The organism is Plantactinospora sp. CNZ320 (assembly GCF_002846275.1).
Map to the genome: position 1 here is coordinate 591,888 of NZ_PJMP01000001.1, position 23,664 is coordinate 615,551.

Annotated in this window: 24 protein-coding genes; 12 read left to right on the forward strand and 12 right to left on the reverse strand. The window is 71.0% G+C overall.

From position 1 onward, the window contains the following. Positions 1–36: 36 nt before the first annotated feature. Both CLT71_RS02400 and CLT71_RS02405 read right to left on the reverse strand, forming a co-directional pair. Positions 37–768, reverse strand: coding sequence for a DUF6766 family protein (locus tag CLT71_RS02400; protein ID WP_486483000.1), 732 nt, complete (start codon positions 766–768; stop codon positions 37–39). 186 nt (positions 769–954) lie between these two features. Next, entirely contained in the window at positions 955–1,182 is a 228-nt protein-coding gene (locus tag CLT71_RS02405) for a DUF2188 domain-containing protein (RefSeq protein ID WP_101365641.1), read from the reverse strand. Positions 1,183–1,375: 193 nt separating this feature from the next. Here CLT71_RS02405 and CLT71_RS02410 point away from each other — a divergent pair, with 193 nt between their 5' ends. Further along, on the forward strand, positions 1,376–2,353 hold the full coding sequence (locus tag CLT71_RS02410; RefSeq protein ID WP_101365642.1) for a DNA topoisomerase IB: 978 nt from the start codon (positions 1,376–1,378) through the stop codon (positions 2,351–2,353). Between the two features lie 60 nt (positions 2,354–2,413). On the opposite strand, the gene CLT71_RS02415 is transcribed toward CLT71_RS02410, so the two are convergent. The 5 genes from CLT71_RS02415 to CLT71_RS02435 all read right to left on the reverse strand — a co-directional run bounded on the left by CLT71_RS02415 (position 2,414) and on the right by CLT71_RS02435 (position 6,612). Further along, positions 2,414–3,103: a DUF3618 domain-containing protein gene (locus tag CLT71_RS02415; RefSeq protein ID WP_101365643.1), complete on the reverse strand. Its 690-nt coding sequence runs from the start codon at positions 3,101–3,103 to the stop codon at positions 2,414–2,416. Next, positions 3,100–3,543 (reverse strand): phage holin family protein, encoded by a 444-nt coding sequence (locus CLT71_RS02420; protein WP_199187484.1) that lies wholly within the window; start codon positions 3,541–3,543, stop codon positions 3,100–3,102. Before CLT71_RS02420 ends, CLT71_RS02415 begins: the two co-directional genes overlap by 4 nt. Further along, complete coding sequence (locus CLT71_RS02425; protein WP_101365644.1) at positions 3,540–4,223, reverse strand: hypothetical protein; 684 nt, start codon at positions 4,221–4,223, stop codon at positions 3,540–3,542. The genes CLT71_RS02420 and CLT71_RS02425 overlap by 4 nt, the downstream gene beginning before the upstream one ends. 237 nt (positions 4,224–4,460) lie before the next feature. Next, positions 4,461–5,261, reverse strand: coding sequence for an SDR family NAD(P)-dependent oxidoreductase (locus tag CLT71_RS02430; RefSeq protein WP_101365645.1), 801 nt, complete (start codon positions 5,259–5,261; stop codon positions 4,461–4,463). 166 nt (positions 5,262–5,427) lie between these two features. Continuing rightward, positions 5,428–6,612, reverse strand: coding sequence for a zinc-dependent alcohol dehydrogenase (locus tag CLT71_RS02435; protein WP_101365646.1), 1,185 nt, complete (start codon positions 6,610–6,612; stop codon positions 5,428–5,430). Positions 6,613–6,822: 210 nt separating this feature from the next. Between CLT71_RS02435 and CLT71_RS02440 the strand changes: the two genes are divergently transcribed. The 3 genes from CLT71_RS02440 (at position 6,823) to CLT71_RS02450 (ending at position 8,849) form a co-directional block, all read left to right on the forward strand. Beyond that, positions 6,823–7,239: a CBS domain-containing protein gene (locus CLT71_RS02440; RefSeq protein ID WP_101365647.1), complete on the forward strand. Its 417-nt coding sequence runs from the start codon at positions 6,823–6,825 to the stop codon at positions 7,237–7,239. A 274-nt stretch (positions 7,240–7,513) separates the two neighbouring features. Further along, positions 7,514–8,473, forward strand: coding sequence for a TIGR03557 family F420-dependent LLM class oxidoreductase (locus CLT71_RS02445; RefSeq protein ID WP_101365648.1), 960 nt, complete (start codon positions 7,514–7,516; stop codon positions 8,471–8,473). A gap of 79 nt (positions 8,474–8,552) precedes the next feature. After that, the gene (locus CLT71_RS02450) at positions 8,553–8,849 is read left to right on the forward strand and encodes a hypothetical protein (RefSeq protein WP_101365649.1); all 297 of its coding nucleotides are present in this window, start codon (positions 8,553–8,555) and stop codon (positions 8,847–8,849) included. Between the two features lie 110 nt (positions 8,850–8,959). Here the strand turns inward: CLT71_RS02450 and CLT71_RS02455 are convergent, their stop codons facing one another. From CLT71_RS02455 to CLT71_RS36880, 3 genes are read right to left on the reverse strand one after another with little or no spacing between them, the layout of a single operon-like run. After that, complete coding sequence (locus CLT71_RS02455) at positions 8,960–11,509, reverse strand: glycoside hydrolase family 65 protein (protein WP_486483001.1); 2,550 nt, start codon at positions 11,507–11,509, stop codon at positions 8,960–8,962. Then, positions 11,506–12,486: a PfkB family carbohydrate kinase gene (locus CLT71_RS02460; RefSeq protein ID WP_101365651.1), complete on the reverse strand. Its 981-nt coding sequence runs from the start codon at positions 12,484–12,486 to the stop codon at positions 11,506–11,508. The genes CLT71_RS02455 and CLT71_RS02460 overlap by 4 nt, the downstream gene beginning before the upstream one ends. 44 nt (positions 12,487–12,530) lie before the next feature. Continuing rightward, entirely contained in the window at positions 12,531–12,890 is a 360-nt protein-coding gene (locus CLT71_RS36880; RefSeq protein ID WP_158242154.1) for an STAS domain-containing protein, read from the reverse strand. 283 nt (positions 12,891–13,173) lie between these two features. Between CLT71_RS36880 and CLT71_RS02470 the strand changes: the two genes are divergently transcribed. The 6 genes from CLT71_RS02470 to CLT71_RS02495 all read left to right on the forward strand — a co-directional run bounded on the left by CLT71_RS02470 (position 13,174) and on the right by CLT71_RS02495 (position 18,827). Continuing rightward, on the forward strand, positions 13,174–13,596 hold the full coding sequence (locus CLT71_RS02470) for an Rrf2 family transcriptional regulator (RefSeq protein ID WP_101365653.1): 423 nt from the start codon (positions 13,174–13,176) through the stop codon (positions 13,594–13,596). 93 nt (positions 13,597–13,689) lie between these two features. Continuing rightward, positions 13,690–14,706, forward strand: coding sequence for a sulfate ABC transporter substrate-binding protein (locus tag CLT71_RS02475; RefSeq protein WP_101365654.1), 1,017 nt, complete (start codon positions 13,690–13,692; stop codon positions 14,704–14,706). Continuing rightward, complete coding sequence (gene cysT, locus CLT71_RS02480; RefSeq protein WP_101365655.1) at positions 14,703–15,554, forward strand: sulfate ABC transporter permease subunit CysT; 852 nt, start codon at positions 14,703–14,705, stop codon at positions 15,552–15,554. Before CLT71_RS02475 ends, cysT begins: the two co-directional genes overlap by 4 nt. Then, on the forward strand, positions 15,547–16,374 hold the full coding sequence (locus tag CLT71_RS02485) for a sulfate ABC transporter permease subunit (protein ID WP_101365656.1): 828 nt from the start codon (positions 15,547–15,549) through the stop codon (positions 16,372–16,374). Before cysT ends, CLT71_RS02485 begins: the two co-directional genes overlap by 8 nt. Then, the gene (locus CLT71_RS02490; protein ID WP_101365657.1) at positions 16,371–17,378 is read left to right on the forward strand and encodes a sulfate ABC transporter ATP-binding protein; all 1,008 of its coding nucleotides are present in this window, start codon (positions 16,371–16,373) and stop codon (positions 17,376–17,378) included. The genes CLT71_RS02485 and CLT71_RS02490 overlap by 4 nt, the downstream gene beginning before the upstream one ends. 153 nt (positions 17,379–17,531) lie before the next feature. Further along, positions 17,532–18,827 carry a sulfite oxidase gene (locus CLT71_RS02495; RefSeq protein WP_101365658.1) on the forward strand — a complete coding sequence of 432 codons (1,296 nt, stop codon included), beginning with the start codon at positions 17,532–17,534 and terminating at the stop codon, positions 18,825–18,827. Between the two features lie 43 nt (positions 18,828–18,870). On the opposite strand, the gene CLT71_RS02500 is transcribed toward CLT71_RS02495, so the two are convergent. Both CLT71_RS02500 and CLT71_RS02505 read right to left on the reverse strand, forming a co-directional pair. Then, a complete protein-coding gene (locus CLT71_RS02500) occupies positions 18,871–20,382 on the reverse strand; it encodes an SMI1/KNR4 family protein (protein ID WP_101365659.1) in 1,512 nt (503 codons plus the stop codon). A gap of 95 nt (positions 20,383–20,477) precedes the next feature. Next, on the reverse strand, positions 20,478–21,278 hold the full coding sequence (locus CLT71_RS02505; RefSeq protein WP_101365660.1) for a TetR/AcrR family transcriptional regulator C-terminal domain-containing protein: 801 nt from the start codon (positions 21,276–21,278) through the stop codon (positions 20,478–20,480). Between the two features lie 86 nt (positions 21,279–21,364). On the opposite strand from CLT71_RS02505, the gene CLT71_RS02510 reads away from it, so the two are divergent. Both CLT71_RS02510 and CLT71_RS02515 read left to right on the forward strand, forming a co-directional pair. Further along, a complete protein-coding gene (locus CLT71_RS02510; RefSeq protein WP_101365661.1) occupies positions 21,365–22,369 on the forward strand; it encodes an ATP-binding cassette domain-containing protein in 1,005 nt (334 codons plus the stop codon). Continuing rightward, on the forward strand, positions 22,366–23,208 hold the full coding sequence (locus CLT71_RS02515; protein WP_101365662.1) for an ABC transporter permease: 843 nt from the start codon (positions 22,366–22,368) through the stop codon (positions 23,206–23,208). Before CLT71_RS02510 ends, CLT71_RS02515 begins: the two co-directional genes overlap by 4 nt. The last annotated feature ends 456 nt before the right edge of the window (positions 23,209–23,664 follow it).

Genomic DNA, 23,664 nt, shown 5'->3' on the forward strand with positions numbered 1-23,664 from the left:
GGGTGCGGCGCGGCGGCGCGGCCGGCCGGCTGGCCGTCAGGCTCCGGTCTCGTGGTGCGGGCTGTTGACCGGCTTCGACTCCGGTGAGCCGTGCTGGCGGAGGAAGACACTGAGCACGATCAGTGTGCCGACGGCGAGGAACTCGCTCTGCCAGTTCTGCATCGACTGGAACCAGAACTCGCTGCTGCCGAGGAACTGCCACGCCGTGATCGGTGGCGCCCCGGACTCCAGCATCTGCTCCTCGTTGTATTCGGCGGTGCCGCCGACCAGGTGCATGACGAAGGATGCGCCGAAGAGCAGGAAGAGCGCGAGGGAGAGGCTGTTGCGATAGAGCCCGCGCACCAGGCCACCGGCGCGTACCGGCCAGGGGGAGCCCGCCCTTGCCCTGGCCGGATCGTCACCGGGGCGGTCCTGGGCGGGGTCGGGCTTGGACTCGGCGGAACCCCGCTGCACCAGATAGACGGTGAGCAGCACGTACGCGCCCATCTGGAGGAACTCCGACTCCCAGTTCTCGAACACCGCCTCGGCGAAGTGCCCGGTGCCGAGATAGCCGAGATAGCCCTCGGGGCGCGCCCCGGCCTCGATCAGTGCGTCGTTGCGGGTCTGCCAGCCGAAGAGGCTCTGCAACACGAGGAAGAGCAGGAACGCCCCGAACATCGTCACGGCCAACCCGTTGTCGCGCAGCCAACGACGGAACCCGGTTGCCGCCTGCAGGCTGGCGGGGCGACGTGTTCCGGTTCGCCCCGGTGTGACCGTCTGCTGTCCCATGCCGCTACCTCCACTTCCGGAGGTGCTCTTCCCGGGTCAGGGAATTCCCTCCTGCCCCGGCCATGCTTCCCGGGCCCGGTCTGCGGAAAACCCGGTCACGGCGTGTCGGACCGAACCGAATGGGTGAAATCGCCGCGTCGGCGGGAACGTCCGCACCGCTTCGTCGACGAACATGGCGGCGGAAATTCAGTGCCCGAGCGGCGGGAAGGTGTCGTGCTGATAGGTGTGCACCATTTCGACCTGCCCGAGCGGCCGGTGTACGACGAGCCGGCTCGGCTGATTCGCCCGTGCGACCCTGCGCCCGGCGACGATCGCGCTTTCCTTGCTGCCGTAGCGTCCGACGACGGCGGAATCGCGCTCCACCTTCCAGCAGCCGACCTCGGGGATGACGTGGTATTGGGCCCGGTCGGGCATTCTGTGCCTCCTGTTCTGCTTCCTGACATGAGCTACCCAGAAGGTGCCAGCAAGAATCGTAAATCCGCGAGTGTCGATGCGACGCTGCGCCTTGTCGGCGGTGCTGAACACACCTGGAGTGCCCTCGACACACCTGGAGTGCCCTCGCCGGTCCAGGGGTAAGGACTGCCGGTATGGCAGCGAAGGTTGAGACGTGAAATTGCGCCGCTCCGACCTGCGCGCGCCCGGTTACCGCCGCCTTCGGCGGGGACGGGGAGTGACATTTCTCGACGCCGACGGGCGGAGGATCACCGACCGGGCAGAACTCCGCCGGCTGCGTGACCTCGCCATCCCGCCGGCCTGGCGGGAGGTGTGGATCTCACCTGACCCCCGGGGGCACATCCAGGCCACCGGCATCGACGACGCCGGCCGCAAGCAGTACCTGTACCACCCGGTGTGGCGGGAGCGCCGGGACCGGGAGAAGTTCAGGCATGTCGTCGAGGTGGCCGGACACCTCGGGCAACTCCGAAAGCAGGTCGACAGCGACCTGCGCGAGCGCGGGCTGAGCCGGGCACGGGTGCTGGCCACCATCGCCCGCCTGCTCGACCTCGGCATGTTCCGGATCGGTGGCGACCAGTACGCCGCGGGGGAGGCGCCGACGTTCGGTGTCGCCACACTGCGACCGGAGCACGCCAGGGGGTCCGGCGGCTGCGTCGTGCTGGAGTTTCCGGCCAAGGGCGGAGTGGAGCAGAGCCGGCGGGTCACCGATCCGGAGGTCTGCCAGGTGCTCCGGAACCTCCGGCGTCGACGCCGGGGCCGGGAGCGGCTGTTCGGCTACTGGGAGCGGCGGCGCTGGTGGGACGTGCGCGCCGAGGACGTGAACGACTACCTTCGTGAGGCCAGCGGCACCGACATGACCGCCAAGGACTTCCGCACCTGGCACGCCACCGTACTCGCGGCCACCCGGCTCTGCGCGGCCGGGCCGCGCAACTCGGAGGCGAAGCGCCGACGGGTGGTGGCCGGGGTGATGCGGGAGGTCGCCGACCTGCTCGGCAACACCCCGGCGGTGGCTCGAGCCTCGTACGTCGACCCCCGGCTGCTCGATCTCTATCGGGACGGTCGACTCGGACCGCTGGACGGAGCGTCCGGCCAGGCGGCCGAGCAGGCGGTACTCGCCCTGCTCGGCGACTGACCCGACCACGCCGGTACGGCCCCTTCGGACCCGATGCCCGGCGCGGGTACGCCGACGCGGTCAGCGCCGACGTACCTCGCCCATCGTCTGTTGGGTCTGCCCACGCAGTTCCTCCGCCGACGAGCGCGTCTGTTCCCGCATCTCGCCCACGTGCTGACCGGCCCGGGACCGGACCGACTCGACGGCCTGGTGGGCCGGCTCCCGCAGGTTCTGCTGCGTCTGCTGGGCGATGCCGCTGGCCTGCTGCTTGATCTGGTCGGAGTGCTCGGCGACCTCGTCGCGGATCCGGCCGACCGCCCGCCGCTCCGCCGAACTGGCCGGCACCAGCGCGGAGGCGAGCACGCCGAGTCCGAACGCGACGAGACCGGCGGCCAACGGGTGCCCTTCCGACATCTGCCGGGTCTGCTGGCCCAGCTCCTGGACCCGGTGGCCGGCCGAGGAGAGCCCGGCCTGCGACGTCTCCCGGGCCCGCTGTATGCCGTCGCGCGCGTGCTGGGCACCCTCGCGGGTCCGCCCGGCAGCGCCGGCCATGTCCTGGCGGGCATGCTCGGCGGTACCCATCACGGACTCCCGCATCCGCTGCCAGGCGTTCCGGACCCGGCCAGCCTGGTGGTGCGCCATGTTGCGCGGGTTCACCCGGTCGCCGATGTTGCGCGGGTTCATCCGGTCGCCGAGCGCGTTCAGGTTCTCACCCAGGCGGTCCTGGGTGCGGTCGGCGTCGGCCCGGATCGAGCTTGGGTCGGTACTCATCCTTGTCCCCCCGATTGGTGCTGTGTCCGGTCACGCATGGCGGAAGGCATCCGCCGGATCGATTCGGACGTCTGCGGCAGTGGCCGGAGACTGCGCGCCTGGCGCCTGGCCACCCCGACGAGAATGGCGGCGATCACTGCCCAGACTCCCGCGACGACGAGCGCCGCCCAGCCCTGGTCCATCACGTTCGACAACCCCCACCAGAGGGCGTACGACAGGAACAGCAGGACCATCAACGCACCCAGCGCGGCGCCGCCGAACATGCCGGCGACCCGGCCGGCGGTGCGTGCCTCCTGGCGCAGCTCCAGTTTTGCCAACTGGATCTCCTGGCGGACCAGGGTCGACGTGTCGCGGGTGACGGCGCCGAGCAACTCGCCGATCGAGGCGCGGGTGGGGTCGTGTTCCCGGTTCGCCCCGAGACCACCCGCCGAGACGCTCACCGCCCCACCCCGCTGGTCCGTCCGTCACCGGTCCCGCCGGGCTGTCCGGCTGCCGGGTTTCCGTGCGGCTGCCCGGCCCGCGCCGGACCGGCCATCCCGGGCGGCGTTCCGAGTGACGCGTCGGGACTGCCGCCCGGATAGGTCTGCCGTCCGTCCGGATGGGACTCGGGTCCGCCGCCCTGCAACGCGTCCCGGGTGCGGGTCAGCCGGCCGGCGAGCACGCCGGCGACAGCGGCTCCGGCGAGGAAGAGTCCCGGGTTGCGACGGGCATAGTCGCGCACGTCGTTGAGTACCATTCCGGGTTCCCGCTGGTCGAGCCACTGGGCCGCCCGCTGGACCCGGTCGGCCGCTTGCCGGACCAGGTCGGTGCCGACCCCCGACTGCTCGCTGCGTTCGGACATCGCCCGCAGCTCGTCGCCGAGTGCCCGCAGGCCGGACGCCGCGCGATGCTGCTGCGCACCGGCCTGTTCCTTGAGCTGAGCCGACGCCTTGCCCATCAGTTCGTTGGCCTGCCGTCCCGCCTCGGCGGCGACGTCCCGGCCCCGGTCTGCGGCACTGTGCGCCAGACCGCCTCCGGTCTGTGCCAACCGCTGTCCGGTCTCGGTCGCCCCGTGACGGGCTACCTGGGTCTTCGACCGGTGACCGTCACCGGTCGGCTCGGCATTACTGTGCTGTGTCATATCCGCCCCCAGCTTCGCGCGCGGTGTCGGCGGCCGGTTACCCCGCGGATCGGCCGATATACCGACTTCTGCCGACCATTCGCGCCGTACCTACCAGCGGGACGGGGATAGTCGACCGGGACGGTGGATAGTCGACGCGGGCACACCGCTCGTCCGTTCTGCTGCGAATGGACGGGGCTGGGGGGACGTGTCGTGATATGCGAAGCTCTCCGCAGGTGGCCTCGGGCGCGGGCCGGTTCAGTCGCCGGCCGAGCCGGGCCGGGCGAGCCTGGAGTGCAGCTCCGCCTTGACCCGCTCCGGGACCAGCTTGGCCGCCCCGGCGAGCAGTCGGTTGTGCACCGAACCGGCGACCACGTGGTCCTTGCCCGCCATCATGGCCTCGAAGCCGTGCCGGGCGACCTTGGCCGGATCGTCCTTCGGGCCGGCGCCGAGCCTGGTGTCCCGCATGTCGGCGCGGTCGAAGAACTCGGTCTCGGTGGCGCCAGGCATCAGCGCGGTCACGGTGACCCCGCTGTCCTTGAGTTCGTTGCGCAGCGCCTCGGAGAACGAGAGCAGGAACGCCTTGGAGGCGGCGTACCCGGCCTCGAACGGGCCCGGCTGGGTGGCGGCGATCGACGAGGTGAACATGACACGACCGGCGCCCCGGGCCACCATCCGCGGTACGGCGAGCTTGGCCAGGTGCACCGAGGACCGTACGTTGAGGTCGATCAGCCGCAGTTCGTCGGCGAGGTCGGTCTCGGCGAACCTGCCGTTGACGCCGATGCCGGCGTTGATGACCAGGGCGTCGAGCGGGCGGCCCGTCGCGAGGACCCGGTCGTACGCCCGCTGCACGCCGTCGGGTGTCGCCAGGTCCGCCTGTACGGGCTCGACGGTGCCGCCGAGCGCCTCGACGTCCCGGGCCGCCTCGCGGATGCGGTCCTCCTCGGCGACGACGACCAGGTCGAAGCCGTTGCGGGCGAACTCCTTCGCCAACTCGTAGCCGATGCCTGTGGAGGCGCCGGTGACCAGCGCGAGCGGTCGGCCGGAGGTGTCTGTCATGTCGGTGCTCCTGTCTGAGGAACGGTTCGCCGAGACGGTCGGCACCGGCCGCGGAGCACGCCGCGAGTCTGCCGGGTCGGATGATGCCCCGCCGGATTCGCGCTAAACCGCCACCCTCACCTGACCAGGCGGCAGTGGCGTCGGTGCGAGGCCGGCACCGCCGTGGCTACGGGGTCAGCACCACCTTGATGCAGCCGTCGGTCTTCTTCTGGAACATCTCGTAGCCCTCGGCCGCGCGCTGCAACGGCAGGCTGTGGGTACGCAGGTCCTGCACGCCCAGCGGGTCGCCCTCGCCGGCCAGCAGCGGCATGATCTCGTCGGTCCAGCGGCGTACGTGTGCCTGTCCCATCCGCAGTTGGACGCCCCGGTCGAACATCTCCATCATCGGCATCGGGTCGAGTTCCCCGCCGTAGACGCCGGAGAGGGAGACGGTGCCGCCCCGGCGTACCGACTTGACGGCGGCGTGCAGGACGCTGAGCCGGTCCACCCCGAACCGGTCGGTCATCGGCCGCGCCAGCGCGTCCGGCAGCATGCCGACCGTGGTCTGGGCGAGCTTGCCCCACGGCGAGCCGTGCGACTCCATCCCGACCGCGTCGATCACCGCGTCCGGGCCCCGGCCGTCGACGAGGTCGAGGAGGGCACCCGGCACGTCGTCGAGATCGGTGACGTCCACTGTCTCCACGCCGTGCCGCCGGGCCATCTCCAGCCGCTCGGGCACCAGATCGAGACCGATGACCCGGGCGGCACCGAGATGGCGGCCGACCCGGGCGCAGAATTGCCCGACCGGCCCGAGCCCGAAGACTGCGAGCGTGCCCCCGGGCGGTACGTCGGCGTACCGTACCGCCTGCCACGCGGTCGGCAGGATGTCGGAGAGGTACAGGTACCGCTCGTCGGCTCCGGTCGACGGCACCTTGATCGGGCCGAACTGTGCCTGCGGGATCCGCAGGTACTCGGCCTGGCCGCCCGCTACCGAGCCGTAGAGGGAGGTGTAGCCGAACAGGGCCGCGCCCTTGCTCTCGGAGCGGACCTGGGTCGTCTCGCACTGGGCGTAGAGCTGGCGCTCGCACATCCAGCACGCGCCGCAGGAGATGTTGAACGGCACGACCACCCGGTCACCGGGACGCAGCCGGTCCACCGCCGACCCCACCTCCTCGACGATGCCCATCGCCTCGTGACCGAGGATGTCGCCCGGTTTCAGATAGGCGCCGAGCACCTCGTAGAGGTGCAGGTCGGAACCGCAGATGGCGGTCGAGGTGACCCGGATGACCGCGTCCGTCGGTTCCTCGATCCGTGGATCCGGCACGTCCGCCACCCGCACGTCACGCTTGCCCTGCCAGGTCAACGCCTTCACCGTCTCCGCCTTCCGTCGCTGTGGGAACGTCGCTGTGGGGATGTCGCTGGGATTTCGCTGGGGGATGTGGAACTGCTACCCGTCAGGGCCGGGTCGAACCCCGGTACCGGCGCGAAGACCTGCGTCGGGTCCCCAGCTCCTGGGTAGCGGGACCGACTTCTGGGTAGGAGGACCGGCAAGTCCCCCGTCTCCTAGAGAAGGTGATCTGTGATGACAACCGCACGGGAGATCATGACGCCGAACCCGACCTGTGTCGGCGAGAGTGAGGACATGTTCACGGCCGCCCGCCGGATGTCGGAACTCGGCGTGGGCTCGATGCCGATCTGCGGCAGCGACAACCGGCTCAAGGGGATGCTCACCGACCGCGACATCGTCGTGAAGGTACTCGCCCAGGGTCGTGACCCGGGCAGTGTGACGGCGGGAGAACTCGCCGAGGGCAAGCCGGTGACCATCGGAGCCGACGACGACGCCGAGGAGATCCTCCGGACGATGAGCAGCCACCAGGTACGGCGGCTGCCGGTGATCGACGGGCACGACCTCGTCGGGATGGTCGCGGTGGCCGACGTCGCGCGGGCCCTGCCGGACCGTCCCGTCGGCGACCTGGTCGACGCCATCTCACAGGGCTGACCCGAACGCACCGGACCGGGTGGACGGCGCCTGCTGGAGCCGACCGCCCGCCCCACACCCGGGCTCGACGGCACCGGCGCCGTCGAGCCCACTCGTCTCTCCAGCCATCTCCCGGTCCGGGCGAACCGTCTCCACCTGTCCTCCGGTGCGGGCGAACCGTCCCCACCCGTCTCCCGGTGCCGGCGATCCGTCCATCTCCCGGTGCGGACGATCCGGATGACTGATTCTCCGGCGGTCCGGGTAGGGCCAGAGCAGCCAATTCGAGGAGGACGGCATGCGCATCGGCTACTTCCTGTCCAGTGAGGAGTACACCCCGGCGGAACTGCTGGAGCAGGCACGCGGGGCGGAGGCGGCGGGCTTCCAGGGCCTCTGGATCTCCGACCACTACCACCCCTGGGTGGACGCGCAGGGGCAGAGCGGGTTCGTCTGGTCGATGCTCGGCGCGCTGAGCCAGGTCTGCTCGCTGCCGGTCACCACGGCGGTCACCTGCCCCACCGTCCGGATCCACCCGGCGGTGATCGCCCAGGCCGCGGCGACCACCGCCGTGCTGCACTCCGGCCGGTTCGTACTCGGTGTCGGCAGCGGTGAGGCGCTCAACGAGCACATCTTCGGCGACGCCTGGCCGAACGCCGCCACCAGGCTGGAGATGCTGGAGGAGGCCGTCGAGGTGATCCGCGAGCTGTGGCAGGGCGGCTTCGTGGACCACCAGGGCAAGCACTACCGGGTGGAGAACGCCCGGATCTACACCCTGCCGGAGACCCCGCCGCCGATCTACGTCTCCGGGTTCGGGCCGAAGGCCGTCGAACTCGCCGCCCGGATCGGTGACGGCTACATCAGCGTCAGCCCGGACGCCGAGGCGGTCAGCCGGTTCCGGAGCAACGGCGGAGGCGACAAGCCGTGCCAGGCCGGTTTCAAGGCGGCGTACGCCAGCAGTGTCGAGGAGGGCGCCCGGATCGCCTACGAACGGTGGCCCAATGCCGGCGTACCGGGGGAGTTGTCCCAGGTGCTGCCCTCGCCCCGACACTTCGAACAGGCCTCCCAACTGGTGACCCAGGAGCAGGTGAAGCAGGCGTTCGTCTGCGGCGACGACCCGCAGGCACACCTGGAGATGATCGACAAGTACGCACAGGCCGGCTTCGACGAGGTCTACGTGGCCAACACCGGACCGCACTACCAGGGACTCTTCGAGCTCTACGCCAAGCATGTCCTGCCGGCCCTCGGCGACCACGACTGAACCGGTGCCGCCCGTTCGTTGCTTCCGCAAGGCCGGCCACGGGCGAGTGAACGGATCCGACGGTGGGTAGTGGGCAGCCATGACGACACATGACGACACGATTCTGATCGGCGGCCCGCGAGACGAGAGCCTCGTCGCGGCCGGCGAGAGCGGGCTGATCGAGGTGGAGATCGACGGGCTGATCCACAGGTACATCCGGACGACCGCGACCAGGCAGGTCGGCGACGGCACGTACCGGGTCTACAACTACGACGGGGAGGTGGCGCCGGGCGGCGCGAGTTCGGGTTCGGAGAACGCCGAGGATCGGGTCGCCTCTCCACTCGCCGCCGGCCAGGCCGGCGAACTGGCTGACGGTCCGGGTGATTCCCGGTCGTGACGTCCACCCGCCGCCGTCCGGGGCCGCCGCCGGCAATCCCCAGCCGCCGGCAGGTCCGGCCGCCCCGGACGGCGGCGTCAGGGGTACCCGACGGGCCGTCGGCAGCGGCGTCAGCCGCGTGCCGGGGCCACCGGACCAGGGCGGGCCGGCGGGGCCTCGTCCCCCTCCGACCGGGCCGGCGGCGGCGCGGCCTCGTCCCCGTCCGAGCTTGCCGGCCGGATGGCGGTCACCGGCATCCCGACCGGACGGCGCCGGGGAGCCCGGCCCGGCGGGGCGGGAGGTTCCGGGCCGGGGTCGGGGAGTTCCGGCAGCGGCAGCCGGCGGGACCGGCCCGGCCGCAAATGCAGCGGCGTACCGTGGTGCCGCAGCCGGATCCCCGCGTCGTCACCACCGTCCCGCAGCAGGTACGTCGCCGCGTCACCGGTCACGGTGACCCGGAGCCGGCAGCCCCGCCAGCGCACCGAGAACTCCAGCCGGGTCAGCGCGGTCGGCAGCCGGGGCGCGAACACGAGTTCGTCGCCATCGACACGGAACCCGCCGAAGCCGGTCACCAGGGCCAGCCAGACGCCGGCGAGGGCGGCGATGTGCAGGCCGTCGCGGCTCTGCTCGGGAAGGTCGTGCAGGTCCTGTAGGGCCGAGCCGGCGAGGTGGGCGTAGCCGAGTTCCAGGTGCCCCAACTCGGCGGCGAGGATCGCCTGCGCGCTCGCCGACAGTGACGAGTCGCCGACGGTACGCCGGTGGTAGTAGTCGAAGTTGCGGGCCTTCTGCTCCCTGCTGAACAGCTCACCGCAGTGCTGCATCGCCAGTACGACGTCGGCCTGCTTGATCACCTGCCGCCGGTACAGCTCCAGGTAGGGGTAGTGCAGCAACAGCGGGTACTCGTCGGCCCGGGTGCCGGCGAAGTCCCACTCCTGCAACGCGGTGAACCCGGCGCACTGCTGGTGCACCCCCCGGGCGGCGTCGTACGGCAGGTGCATCGCCTCGGCCGCCCGTCGCCATGCGGAGAGTTCCGCCTGTTCGACGCCGAGCTGTCGGGCCCGCTCCGGCAGTCGCTCGGCAGCGGCGACGGCCCCGAGCAGGTTGTGCCGGGCCATGACGTTCGTGAACAGGTTGTCGTTGCCCAGCGCGGTGTACTCGTCCGGGCCGGTGACCCCGTCGAGGTGGAATCCGCCCGCGTCGTCGAAGTGGCCCGCCCGGTGCCAGAGCCGGGCCGTCTCGACCAGCAACTCCAGTCCGGCGTCGTGCAGGAACGCGCTGTCGTCGGTGGCGTCGACGTACCGCAGCACGGCGGCAGCGATGTCCGCGTTGACGTGCAGTGCCGCGCTTCCGGCCGGCCAGTATCCGGAGCACTCCCGGCCGTCGATGGTCCGCCACGGGAAGGCCGCCCCGGCCAGCCGCAGTTCGCCGGCCCGCTTCCGGGCCCGGTCGAGGGTGGCATGCCGCCAGCGCAGTGCCGCCCCGGCCGCCTCCGGCCGCAGGTAGGTGAGTACCGGCAGCACGAACGTCTCGGCGTCCCACATGGTGTGGCCGTCGTAGCCGTTGCCGGTCAACCCCTTGGCCGGCAACGGGCGCCGTCCCGCCCGGGCGCTGGCCTGCAACACGTGGAAGAGCCCGAACCGTACCGCCTGCTGTAGCTGCGGGTCGCCGTCGACCACCACGTCCGCGTCGTCCCAGAACCGGTCGAGATAACTCCGTTGGCCGGCGCGGAGCCCTGCCCAGCCAAGCCGGGTCGCCTCGGAGAGCGTCGTACCCGCCTCGGCGATCAGCTCGTCGAACGGCAGGTGCCCGGACCAGGCGTACCCGACGAGTTTCGTCACCCGTAGCCGCTGTCCCGGTTCGAGTTCGGCGTCGACGGCGAGCCGCACCAGATCCGGCCCGGTGTCGACGTGGACCCGGGATCGTGGCCCGTCGAGCAGGTGCGTGACGGTGGCGACGATCCGCTGCCCGCTGCGCCGGGTCCGGTGCGCCAGCAGACCGCCGAGACCGTCGGTGGCGTGCCGCTGCGCCAGCAGTGGGCGTTCGAGGACGTTCGGGGTTCTCGGGTCGTCGCTTTCCCGCTCGGGCAGTGCCGGGTTGGCCCGCAGTTCCGAGTGCAGCCGGATCCGGACCGGCCGGTCGGTGGCGGCGACCTCGTAGCGGATCGCCAGTACCCCGGGGTGGACGAACGAGACAAGCCGGGTACTGCGCACCTCCACCGCCGTACCCGACGGGCTGGTCCAGCCGAACGACCGCCGGAGGACGCCGTCGCGCAGGTCGAGGACCCGTTCGTGCCGGTGCGTGCCGCCGGCCGTCGGCTCGACCGGCTGGTCGTCCACGAAGAGCCGGAACCGGGTTCCCTCCGGCACACCGACCAGCACCTGGTTCTGCTCCGGGAAGGCGTAGCCGTTCTCCGGGTAGTTCAGGTCGTATTCCTCGTAGCACGAGTTGAGGTAGCTGCCCGGGTTGCCGCTGAGGCCGCCCTCCTCCAGCGTGCCGCGTACCCCGAGTTGGCCGTTGGCCAGCGCGAAGACCGATTCCAGATCGGCCAGTGCGCGGTGGCCGAGACCCTCCTCGCGGATCTCCCAGGTCGGGGAGTCGGGCGTCGGCCGGCCGGTCCTGAGCCGTGGCGTCGGAATGGTGGGGTGTCGTCGTCCGCTGGCGGGACCGGTACCGACCGTCACGGCGCACCGCCGGCCCATACCTGCGCACCCGACTCGGCGGCCAGGCCCGCCATGCGGTCGCTGATCGCGGCGGCGTCGAGCGCGGGACGACCGCCGGGATGCCCGACAACTGCTCCGGCGGCGGCCACCGCGTAGCGGGCCGCCTCCGGGGGTGGATCGCCGCGCAGCAGCGCCACGGTGAGCGCGGCGACCAGCGCGTCTCCGGCACCCGTGGTGTCCACCACCGGCTCGTCGGTGAGCGGCACCAGCACCTGCCCGCGACCCCACCGGGGGTCGTCCCAGACGAAGAGGTTTCCCGCCGGCCCGAGGCCGAGGACGACCAGCCCCGGCCCGGACCGGAGGAGGTTCTCGGCGGCGGCGCGGACCCGCTGCGGGTCCTCGGCGGGGACGCCGGTGAGCAACTCGGTCTCCCGGTCGTCCGCCCGCAGCACGTCGGCGGCGGCCAGCAGCGGCTGGCGGTGCCGGTCGTCGGCCGGTGCGCCGTCGAGTACCAGCAGCCGGCCGGCCTTGCGGGCGAGCCGTGCCGCCGCGAGCGCGGCCGACGACGGCTGCTGAAGCTGCACGAGTACGGCGTCGGCGGCGAACGCCTCGGCGGCGGCCAGTACGTCCGCCTCGGTCAGCAGCATGTCAGCGGGGAGGTGTTGCAGATAGCGCCAGCCTGCGTCGGCGTCGAGTGCCTCCACGATCAGCCCGGTGGGGGACCCGGCCCGGCGGCGTACCCGCGACACGTCGACACCGTCCCGACCCGCCTGCGCCAGCAGCTCCTCGCCGACCTGGTCGTCCCCGGCCACCGCGAGCAGGATCGGACGCGCGCCGAGCTGGGCCAGCGCGACCGCCTGGTTCGCGCCCTTCCCGCCGAGCACCTCGCGCCGGCACCGCACGTCGGCGGCGCTGCCGGCCACCGGCATCCGGTCGACCACGAGCACGAGGTCACGGGCGAGCTGTCCGACCACCAGGACCTGGGGATTGTCTTTCACGGAGATCCCGCTACCCAGAACGGGCCGGGGCTAGGCGTGCCGGTTCAGGTGTCGTTGCTCATGATCGAGAGCAGGCCGGTCAGCTCCAGGACCCGGCGGACGTTCGGCTGGCAGTTCACCAAGGTCAGTGCGCCGTCCTGGTTGAGCGCGCGGTTGTAGGCGCGGACGAGGGTGGCGATGCCGCTGGAGTCCAGGAAGGTGACGCCGGAGAGGTCCACCGTGAGCTGGTCCGGCTTCTGCTCCAGCAACTCCTCCAGACAGTCTCGGAGACTGTCGGCGGTGCTCATGTCGATTTCGCCCTCGGCCGTGACCGTGGTCTCGGCGCCGTCGCGGACCACCGTCAAGGACAGCATGGCGGCGGTGGAGTCGAGATCCGGAGACATCTCCCACCTTCCGTCCGTCATCGCATCATAATGACACCCGGGTGACCGTCGGCGCGCAAGCTGGGTGCTTGTACCCCGATCTCGATCACATCCGCACCCATCATGTCTCCCCCCGCCGCACCGCACATCTTCTCGGACCGGACCACACATCTTCGCGGAGCGGGCCGGTTGACTGCCCGCCCCGAACCCTGCAAGATTCCTATCTTGCAGGTAGGAATTGTGGAGTTGGCCGAAGGAGGCGGGCGGTGGTGGCCGTGCGCGCTCGTCACCGGGTGTCGCCCTGTCGATCGGAGGCACGTCAGCGGTGCACATCTCCGCGCGTACCGACTACGCCATCCGAGCCGTGCTCGTCATCGCCGAGGCCCACCCGCGCCTGGTCACGACCGCCGAGATCGCCACTGCGGACCAGATCCCGGCGAGCTTCCTCTCGGAGATCCTGATGGACCTGCGCCGCACCGGACTGGTGCTGAGCTTCCGGGGGACCGAGGGTGGGCACGCCCTCGCCCGCTCGGCGGACGCGATAAGTGTCGGCGACATCCTGCGGGCCACCGAGGGGGTCCTGATCACGACCGTCCGCGGTCGACCGACGGCGCTGGCCAGCTATCACGGGGTGGCGGGCGGGCTGCGGGACGTCTGGCTCTCGCTGGATCGCGCCATCACCGAGATAGTCGACCGGACCACCGTGGCTGACCTGCTCGTCAGCGCGGGACGGCGTCAGGGCGACTGACCGCCGACCGAACGGCCATTGACGCCGCGACGCCCGCGGTCCTAGCGTAAACCCGATAATGCCGATCAAGTTAATAGGAAATAGGGGAGATCGATGAACCGGACCAGAGTGGCGGTCGCTCTCACGCTCATTGCCGGCCTGGCCCTGTCCGCCTGCGGCGGAGGCGGGGCGGCGGGTGACACCACGACGCTGTCGATCGTCGGCTACGCGGTGCCGGAGGCCGCGAACAAGGCGATCATCGCCGAGTGGAACAAGACCGACGACGGCAAGGGCGTACGGTTCCAGACCTCCTACGGCGCCTCCGGCGACCAGAGCCGCGCGGTCGTGTCCGGCCTCAAGGCGGACTACGTGCACTTCTCGGTCACCAGCGACGTCACCCGGCTGGTGGACGCGGGACTCGTCGACGAGAACTGGAACAGCGGCCCCAACAAGGGGATCGTCTCGTCGTCCGTAGTGGTGCTCGCCGTCCGGGAGGGCAACCCGAAGAACATCCAGGGCTGGGACGACCTCGTCAAGCCGGGCGTCTCGATCGTCACGCCCAACCCCGCCTCGTCGGGTGCGGCCCGGTGGAACGCCCTCGCCGCCTGGGGGCACATCTCGGCGAACGGCGGCACCCAGGTGGAGGCGGAGGAGTACCTGCGCAAGCTCTTCGGGAACGTGGTCTCGCTGCCGAACAGCGGCCGGGACGCCACCACCGCCTTCCTCGGTGGTACCGGTGACGTCCTGCTCGCCTACGAGAACGAGACCATCCTGGCCACCCAGAGTGGCGAGAAACTCGACTGGGTGCTCCCGTCGACCACGATCCTGATCGAGAACCCGGGCGCGATCCTCAAGAACGCCGACCCCAAGGCCCGGTCCTTCCTGGACTTCGTGCTCAGCTCCGGCGGGCAGCGTCAGTTCGCGCTCAAGGGCTTCCGGCCGATCATCGAGGGCATCGACACCAGCGGTGTCCAGGGCGCCCTCGATCCCGCCAACCCGTTCCCGGCCCCGCAGAAGCTGCTCACGGTCGAGAAGGACTTCGAGAGCTGGTCGGCCCTGTCGAAGAAGTTCTTCGACGAGAAGGACGGCATCATCGTCAAGATCATTGCCGCCTCCGGGAAGGCGCGATGACCTCGGCCACCCTTGCCTCGGAGCGGCCGGCGTGGGGACGCCGGCCGTCCCGGGGCGGCCGGCGGCTCACCCGCACCTCCGGTCTCGGCCTCGGTGTGGCGATGCTCTGGTTCAGCCTGCTCGTGCTCATACCGCTCACCGCCGTGGTGGTCACCGCCGCCGAAGGCGGGTGGGCCGGCTTCTGGGCGGCGGTCACCAACCAGCAGACGGTGGCGGCGATCCGGCTGACGGTCGGCACTGCCTTCCTGGTCACCCTGGTCAACGTCGTCATGGGTACGGCGATCGCCTGGGTACTGGTGCGCGACGAGCCGTTCTTCGGCAAGCGGGCCTTGGAGGTGCTGATCGACATCCCGTTCGCCCTGCCGACGATCGTCGCCGGTCTGGTGCTGCTGTCGCTCTACGGGCCGGAAAGCCCGTTGGGGGTGAACGTCGCCAACACCCGGGTAGCCGTCTTCCTCGCCTTCCTTTTCGTCACACTGCCCTTCGTCGTACGGACGGTGCAGCCGGTGCTGGCCGAACTCGACCGCGAGGCAGAGGAGGCGGCGGCCTCCCTCGGCGCGAGTCGGCTCACCGTCTTCCGCCGGGTGATCCTGCCCAGTCTGACCCCGGCGATCGCGGCCGGCGCGGCGCTGTCGTTCGCCCGGGGCGTCAGCGAGTACGGCTCCCTGGTGCTGCTCTCCGGCAATCTGCCGATGCGCACCGAGGTGACCTCGGTACGGATCCTCAGCAGCATCGAGAACGACAATCTGGAGGGCGCCGCCGCGGTTGCCGCCGTGCTACTGGTGATCTCGTTCGTGGTCATCGTCACCGTGGATCTCATCCAACGACGGGTGGTCCGCCGTGGCTGAGCGTACGACCACCCGCCGGCGCCCCGGGCCGGTCCGCTACCTGCTGCGCCTGGTTGTGCTGGGCTACCTCGTGCTGCTGGTGGCCTGGCCGGTCGCGCTGGTCGGCCGGAACGCGTTCGCCAACGGGCCGGTGGATCTGCGCGCCGTCCTCGCCGATCCCGACGTCGTGCACGCGCTCCGCCTCACCATCGTCGTCGCGATCAGCGCGGTGGTGATCAATACGGTCTTCGGGGTCGGGATCTCGCTGCTGCTGGTCCGCTACGAGTTTCCCGGCAAGCGACTGCTGAACGCCCTGCTCGACATCCCGCTGTCGGTCTCGCCGATCGTGGTGGGCCTCGCCCTGGTGCTGGTCTACGGCGGTCGTGGCGGATGGTTCGGCCCCACCCTCGAAAGCCTCGGCTTCCAGGTCATCTTCGCCACCCCCGGCATCGTGCTGGCCACCGTCTTCGTCGCCCTGCCGCTGGTGATCAGAGAGGTGGTGCCGGTGCTCCAGGAGGTCGGCGACGAGCAGGAGCAGGCGGCGCGCAGCCTCGGCGCGAACGCGATCCAGACCTTCCGCCGGATCACCCTGCCGACCATCAAGTGGGGTGTCGTCTACGGCGTCGTACTCAGCCTGGCCCGGTCACTCGGGGAGTTCGGCGCGGTCAAGGTCGTCTCCGGCAACGTCCTCGGGCAGACCCGCACCGCGACCCTGGTGGTCGAGGAGAAGTACCTGAACTTCGACAAGGGGGGCGCCTACGCCACCGCGCTGCTGCTCACCCTGGTCGCGGTGGCAGCCATCGTCGTCGTCTCCGTCATCCGTCCTAAGGAATCACGTTGAGCATCGAGATCGCGAACGTCAGCAAGCGGTTCGGAGAGTTCGTCGCGCTCGACGACGTCTCCGTGAGCATCCCGTCCGGCCAGCTCACCGCACTGCTCGGCCCGTCCGGGGGCGGGAAGTCGACCCTGTTGCGGATCATCGCCGGCCTGGAGCGGGCCGACAGCGGTCGGGTGGAGATCGAGGGTCTGGACGCCACGAACCTGCCGCCGCAGCAGCGCAACGTCGGGTTCGTGTTCCAGCACTACGCGGCGTTCAAACACCTGTCGGTACGCCGCAACGTGGCCTTCGGGCTGGAGATCCGCCGACGCCCGAAACCGGAGATCCGCAGCCGGGTCGACGACCTGCTCGCGCTCGTCCACCTCGAACAGTTCGCCGACCGGCTGCCGTCCCAGTTGTCCGGCGGTCAGCGGCAACGGATGGCTCTGGCTCGGGCCCTGGCCGTGCAGCCCACCGTGCTGCTGCTCGACGAGCCGTTCGGTGCGCTCGACGCGAAGGTCCGCAAGGAGCTTCGGGACTGGCTGCGCCGGCTGCACGACGAGGTGCACGTCACCACCGTCTTCGTCACGCACGACCAGGAGGAGGCGTTGGAGGTGGCAGACGAGATCGTCGTGATCAACGATGGCCGGATCGAGCAGATCGGGTCGCCTGACGAACTCTACGACCGGCCGGCCAACGACTTCGTGATGCGGTTCCTCGGCCCGGTCACCCAACTCGGTGATCGGCTGGTGCGCCCGCACGACGTACAGATCCTGCCGGCCGACGGCGCCGAACCGGGCGCCGCCGCCGGTCGGGTGACCCGGATCATCCGGGTCGGTTTCGAGATCCGGGTCGAGATCGCCGCCGCCGACCAGGTCGTCGCCGCCACCCTGACCCGCAACGAGTTCCTCGCCCTCGGCCTTCGGCCCGGCGACCCGGTGCGGGTCCGGATCGCCCCCGGGATCGACGCCGGCACCGTCGTGCTCGACAGTGGGCCGAACCTGCCGACGGCCACCGCCGTCAGCTGATGGCCCTTCGGCGGCGCCGCTGTGGGTGCGGCCAGCCCGGGAGCCAGCGCGTGACGGCGTCGCGTCAGGGGTATGGCCATGTTCCCTATTAATCCCATAGGATGAGTAGGGTTTCCGCTGCGGGTTGCTGCCTGTCCTCCGAGGAGAGCCGAGATGGACCGCGACGAGTTGACCAACGAGAGCGCCTACGACCGGCTGCGGCTCGGCCAGTGGCTGCGGGGGCAGGCCCGGAGTGCCGGGCTGTCGCGCCGCGACCTGATCCGGATGACGGCGGGGGCGGGCCTCGCGGCGATGCTGCCGCAGGCCACCGCTGCCACGGCTGCTCCGGCATCCGCCGCGACCGGCACCCCACCACCCACCGGCCCGATCCTGAAGCCGCTGCCACCCGAGCTGTTCCAGGTGCACGGCACCAACGCCGAGACGCGCTGGGAAGCGCTGCGCGGCCAGGGCTATCTCGTACCGATCGACAGGTTCTTCGTCCGCAACCACACCCGGACCCCGCTGATCGACCCGGAAACCTGGCGGCTGCGGTTGTTCGGCACCGGGCTGGCCGGGAGGCCCGGCGCGGACAACCCCGTCGAGTTCAGCTACCGGCAGTTGCGGGCCCTGCCGGCCCGCACCCTGACCGCCTTCCTTGAGTGTGCCGGCAACGGACGCAGCCTCTTCACCAGCCAGCAGGGCCAGCAGGTCTCCGGTACGGCCTGGAAGCTCGGCGCGGTCGGGGTGGCCCGCTGGCGGGGCGTGCCGCTGGCGACCGTGCTGCGCCGGGCCGGGCTGACCCCGGCAGCGGTCGACATCATGCCGCAGGGGCTGGACGCCGACTTCGTCAGCGGGGGAGTGAACCTGGGGCCGGTGCGCCGCCCCCTGCCGGTGGCCAAGGCACTGCGCGACGTGCTGCTGGCGTACGAGATGAACGGTGAACCGCTGCCGCCGGATCACGGTGCTCCGGTCCGGCTGATCGTGCCGTCCTGGATCGGCATCTCGTCGATCAAGTGGGTCGGCCAGATCGAGGTTTCCGACGTACCGCTCTTCTCCCCGTGGAACACGCAGTTCTATCGCCTCTTCGGACCGGACCATCCCGAGGACGGCACCCTGCTCGGCCCGCAGGTGGTCAAGAGCGCCTTCGAGCTGCCCTGGGACGCCCCACTCGCGGCCGGGCGTCGGCACCTGCTCTCCGGCCGATCCTGGTCGGCGAACGGAGCGGTCCGACACGTGGTGGTGAGTACCGACGACGGGGCGTCGTGGCGTCCCGCCCGCCTGGTCGGCTCCACGATCGACCGGGGCTGGCAGCGGTGGCAGATCTCCTGGACGCCGCCGGGCACCGGGGCGTACGCGCTGCGGGCCCGGGCCACCGACGTCACCGGGGCGACCCAGCCCGACACCGTGCCACACAACACCCAGGGCTATCTGTTCGGCGCCGTCGTGCGGCACCCGGTCACCGTCGGCTGATTCCTACGGCGGCAGCTGCGCGGCCCCTGGGTGCGGCCTGGACCTATCGTGCCCCGGTCGCTCCGCGCAGCCAGCCGGCCCACTCGTCGGCCTCCGCCAGCCGGGCGAACCCGTTCAACGCGGCGGCAGCCAGCCCGGTCGGCAACGGACCGTTGTCGCGCAGCTCCCGCCACTGGGCCAGGCTGAGTTCCAACACCCGGAGGCCGGCGAACCCGGTGACCCGGTGCAGGTCGGTCACGTCTGCCCCGGACAGGTCGAGGTGGGCGAGCGCCGGCAGGTCGGCCAGCGGCGCGATGGAGAGCGGGGAGCGGGAGGCGAGCCTGAGCCCCCACAGCGTCGGATGCCCGGCCAGCGGCGCAAGGTCGACCTCGGCGGTGTCGATCGACAGCCACTCGAGCGGTACGGCGGGCGGGAGTGCCGCCGTGACCGCCGTCGCGCGGTTGATCGACAGGTTGCGCAACTGGCGCAGCGGCGCGAGGTCCGCCAGGTCGAGAGCGGCCGCCTCGTTGAGGTACAGCTCCTGGACGTCGATCCCCGCGACGATGTCGGCGAGCCGCCGCTCCCGCACCCGTTTCGAGTGGCTGTACGGCGGATGCCCGGTGCTGGACTGTCCGGCCCCGTCGTTGCGCAACGTCCTGAGGCAGTCGTGCAGCGCCGCCGTCACGGACTCGGCGACGTAACCCACCGGCCCGTAGAAGTCCCTGCCGTACTTGAGGATCTGTCCAGAGGTGCCCTCCGGCGCCGGATCGAGGTCGACCATCAGGTAGTTGCCGCCCCAGTCGGTGCCGACCTCCACCCACCAGTCGTTGCGAGACACTCTGCGCACCCGGCCGGGCGGGTGGGCCTGGTAGACCACCGGGAAGACCTCGAACAGATCCCCGTCATCCAGGGCGGCTCCGCGCTCACCCTCCAGGTATCCCGCCACCACGGCGCGCAACGGCAACAGCGACCCTGCTTTGAGCAGGCCGTACTCGTCACCGCCGGACACCGTGCGGTACAGGGCCCGGAGGTCCTCCGGCAGCCGCAGGCCCATGGCGGTTTCGGCGGCGTGGATCTCCTCCTCCGAGTGCCCGGCGCCGAGCTCGGGCGTGCGCCCCGTCTTCCGGGCGTACCCGTCGACGATCTCCGCGACGAGTGCCCGGACCGTGCCGAGCACCTCGGGGTCGGTGGGCCGGTCGGTGACCGCGACCCCGGGCGGTGCCGGCATCGGTGCGGCCGGGTGGTTGGGGCGGCGGTAGTCGGCGTCGAGCACCAGCCGCACCGGTGCCACCGTGGGTAGGTCGAAGGTGTACCGCAGTTCGGCGCGGCCGGCCCCGTCGCGGGCGAGTTCGACGACGAGCGGGCGGTCCTCGCCGTCCGGGCGCACCGCCTCGTCCACCCGGCGGAGCAGGTCGTGCATGGTGAACCCGGTGTCCGCGAAAGCCGACTGCCCGGCGTCGTCGAAGGTGGCCAACGAGCTGCCGCCACCTGGCCGGTAACACCCCTGTAGGACCGTGACGTCGCTGCCGGCCAGCGCCGACGCCATCTCACCGACCAGCCCCCGCAAGTCTGCCATTACCGAACCCTCTCATCAGGAGCGGCGAGGCGCGCACCGGGGGCGGCCGGCATGAACAAGCCGTCCGGCGCGACCGGTCGACGGGACCCCGGGCGTCAGGGGCAGTCGGTGGGCGGGCCGGACCGGGTCGTACCGTCCGGCGGGGTCGAGCCACGGGCGGCGAACAGCGTGGCGAAGCCGTCGAGCAGGCAGCGCAGCCCGAACTCGAAGTTCTCGTCCCAGCGGGCGTCGAACGCGTCCTCGGCGAGCGAGGCCATCGCCGGGTAGTTGCCCGACAGCATGGCGCGCTCGAGCACCGGATAGTGCTGGTTCCAGAAATCCTCGTCGCTGACCCCGCTCTCCTCGGCCGCCGAGTCGTAGAGGATCTGGCGCCGGGCGTAGCCGGTGACGAACCCGTCGAGGGTGATCAACACGGCGATCCGCTCCTGGCTGGTCAGGCCGAGGCCGGTCAGCGCGGCGACGACGATCTCGGCCCCGGCGAGACTGTTCGGGCCCATCACCGGGCGGGTCCAGTTGACCTGGAGCAGCCACGGGTGCGCCAGGTACAGCCGGTAGGAGTCGCGGGCCACCGCCGTGAGCAGTTCCCGCCAGCCCCTGTCCGCGGCCCGAACCGCCTCCTCGCCCGCACCGCTGACCCGGTCCAGCATCAGCGCGAGGAGTTCGGCCTTGCCGGGGACGTACCGGTAGAGCGTCATCGTGCCGACCCCGAGCTCGCCGGCCACCCGGCGCATGGAGATCGCCTCTGTGCCGTCCCGGTCGGCGACGGCGATCGCCGCGTCGACGATCCGGTCGAGGGTGAGGGTCGGTTTGGGACCGCGGGCGGGGCGCTCGGCGCTGCCCCAGAGCAGGTCGATGCTGCGCCGCAACTGCTCCGTGGGGCTGAGCTCGCTCGTCATGGTGCGGTAATCCTACAAGTCGGTTGTGTTCTGGGTACGGCGTACGCTAATCTTCGTACACCGTACCCAGTCTAGGGGGTTTTCCTGTGCCCACTTCCGGCCACGTCGTCGTAACCGAGGGCCTACAGAAGCGATATCGCGACACACATGCGCTGGCGGGGTTGAATCTCGCCGTGCCGCGCGGCATGGTCTACGGCCTGCTCGGCCCGAACGGCGCCGGCAAGACCACCGCCGTGCGCATCCTCTGCACGCTGCTCCGCCCGGACGGCGGTCGAGCCGAGGTCGCCGGCTACGACGTACGGACCCAGCCCCGCCTGGTGCGCCGCCGCATCGGCCTGACCGGGCAGAACACGGCGGTCGACGACAACATCACCGCCCGGCAGAACCTGGTGATGTTCGGCCGGCTGTTCCACATCGGCACCACTGCCGCCCGGCAACGTGCCCAGGAGTTGCTGGACCAGTTCGGGCTCTCCGACGCGGCGGACCGGACCCCGAAGAAGTTCTCCGGTGGGATGCGCCGTCGACTCGACCTCGCGTCCAGCATGATCCTCGCGCCCGACGTGCTCTTCCTCGACGAGCCCACCACCGGGCTCGACCCGGCAGGACGACGTGAGGTGTGGCAGGCGATCGGAGAGCTGGCCTCGCGGGGTACCACTGTCGTGCTCACCACCCACTACCTCGACGAGGCCGACCGGCTCTGCGACCGGATCGGCGTCATCGACCACGGCCGGAACCTCGTCGAGGACACCCCGAACGGGTTGAAGCGCCGGATCGGCAACGAACGGCTCGAGGTCGTCGCCGCCGAGCCGGCCGACCTGCCGACGATCCAGACGCTCGTGACGACAGTCGCCGCCGCCGGGCGTACGGCCACAGTGGACGAAGCGGTGCTGGCGGTCAGCGTACCGGTGGACAACGGCGTGGCGGCCCTGACCGAGGTCGCCGCCGAACTGCGCCAGCGCGGCATCGCCGTGGCCGACCTGGGGCTGCGGCGCCCCACCCTAGACGAGGCCTTTCTGCAGCTGACCGAGGAACGCCGGGGTGCCGAGACGCACGAGAACCGCCCGACCGCCCAACTGGAGGCCAGCCGATGACGACGATCCCATTCGCCCCGGAAGACACCGACACGCTCGGCAGCAGGGTCAGGTGGGCGGTCGTCGACTGCTGGACCATCCTGCTCCAGGAGCTGGTGCACCTCATCCGGCAGCCCTCCAACTTCGCCTGGCAGCTCGGCTTTCCGATCGTCATGGTGCTGATGTTCGTCTACGTCTTCGGCAGCGCCATGGACGTCTCCGGGCAGGGCGCCGGTGCCGGCTACCTCGAGTACGCCATGCCCGGTCTCTTCGCCATGACCATGTCCTTCGGCTTCATGAACACCGCGTTCGCGGTCACCCTGATCAAGGAACGGGGGTTCATCGACCGGTTCCGTTCCATGCCGATGGCCTCGTCCGCTGTGGTCACCGGACGCGGCCTGGCCGACGTCATCCACGCCGCGGTGGACCTGGCCATCCTGGTGGTCATCGCGCTGGTGCTGGGCTGGCGTCCCGGGGGCAGCCTCGCCGCGACGATCACCGCCTTCGCGCTGCTGCTGTGGCTGCGTACCGCACTCATCTTCGTCGGCATCCAACTCGGGCTGATGCTGAAGAACACCGAGGCGGCCGGGAACCTGTTCGCACTCGCCTTCCCGTTCGGCATGGTCTCCTCGGTCTTCGCCCCACCGGACCTGATGCCCGGCTGGCTCGGCGCGGTCGCTGCCTGGAACCCGGTCTCCGCCACCGCCGGCGCGATCCGGGAACTCTTCGAGTCTCCCGCCGTGGCCAGCGGCTACTGGATCGAGGAGCATTCCCTCACCGCCGCCGTACTCTGGCCTGCGGTGATCACGGCGATCTTCCTGCCCCTGGCGGTACGCCAGTACCAGCGCCTGGGTCGCTGACCGGAGCGCCGCGCGTCCCGTCCGGTCCGAGAGGAGCCCGCGGTCCGAACGGTGCCGATCAGCTCAGGGTGTTGGACGACTCGGGCCGGAAGCGATCTGACGGGTCTGCCGGCGGTGTGTCCCATCGGCAGACCCGCCAGCGCCGGTCCCGCGAGTCGCACCGCCTCAACGGGCGTAGCGGCGCAACACCGGGGACGGGTCGTCACTGGGCGGCGGCATCGGTGATCCGGGCCCGGGCGTCGGCGAGCAAGTTCGCCGCGTGCGGGCCGGCGGCATAGCGGGCGGCGCCGACCGTGTCCGTGACCGCGGCGACCGGGTCCGGGTTCGCCGCCCGGTGCAGGGCGAGCCAGACCCATCGGTGTTCACCGTCGTGGAGTTGAGATCGGCTCGAGGACGAGGATGGCCTGCACGACCTATCGGGTGTGCGGTCGACTCGTCGGGGCCCCGATGCCGACA

Coding starts and splice junctions, on each gene's coding strand:
- CLT71_RS02400 (WP_486483000.1), bottom strand. CDS start 768: ATGGGACAGCAGACGGTCACACCGGGGCGAACCGGAACACGTCGCCCC.
- CLT71_RS02405 (WP_101365641.1), bottom strand. CDS start 1,182: ATGCCCGACCGGGCCCAATACCACGTCATCCCCGAGGTCGGCTGCTGG.
- CLT71_RS02415 (WP_101365643.1), bottom strand. CDS start 3,103: ATGAGTACCGACCCAAGCTCGATCCGGGCCGACGCCGACCGCACCCAG.
- CLT71_RS02425 (WP_101365644.1), bottom strand. CDS start 4,223: ATGACACAGCACAGTAATGCCGAGCCGACCGGTGACGGTCACCGGTCG.
- CLT71_RS02430 (WP_101365645.1), bottom strand. CDS start 5,261: ATGACAGACACCTCCGGCCGACCGCTCGCGCTGGTCACCGGCGCCTCC.
- CLT71_RS02440 (WP_101365647.1), top strand. CDS start 6,823: ATGACAACCGCACGGGAGATCATGACGCCGAACCCGACCTGTGTCGGC.
- CLT71_RS02445 (WP_101365648.1), top strand. CDS start 7,514: ATGCGCATCGGCTACTTCCTGTCCAGTGAGGAGTACACCCCGGCGGAA.
- CLT71_RS02450 (WP_101365649.1), top strand. CDS start 8,553: ATGACGACACATGACGACACGATTCTGATCGGCGGCCCGCGAGACGAG.
- CLT71_RS36880 (WP_158242154.1), bottom strand. CDS start 12,890: ATGACGGACGGAAGGTGGGAGATGTCTCCGGATCTCGACTCCACCGCC.
- CLT71_RS02475 (WP_101365654.1), top strand. CDS start 13,690: ATGAACCGGACCAGAGTGGCGGTCGCTCTCACGCTCATTGCCGGCCTG.
- cysT (WP_101365655.1), top strand. CDS start 14,703: ATGACCTCGGCCACCCTTGCCTCGGAGCGGCCGGCGTGGGGACGCCGG.
- CLT71_RS02495 (WP_101365658.1), top strand. CDS start 17,532: ATGGACCGCGACGAGTTGACCAACGAGAGCGCCTACGACCGGCTGCGG.
- CLT71_RS02500 (WP_101365659.1), bottom strand. CDS start 20,382: ATGGCAGACTTGCGGGGGCTGGTCGGTGAGATGGCGTCGGCGCTGGCC.
- CLT71_RS02505 (WP_101365660.1), bottom strand. CDS start 21,278: ATGACGAGCGAGCTCAGCCCCACGGAGCAGTTGCGGCGCAGCATCGAC.
- CLT71_RS02515 (WP_101365662.1), top strand. CDS start 22,366: ATGACGACGATCCCATTCGCCCCGGAAGACACCGACACGCTCGGCAGC.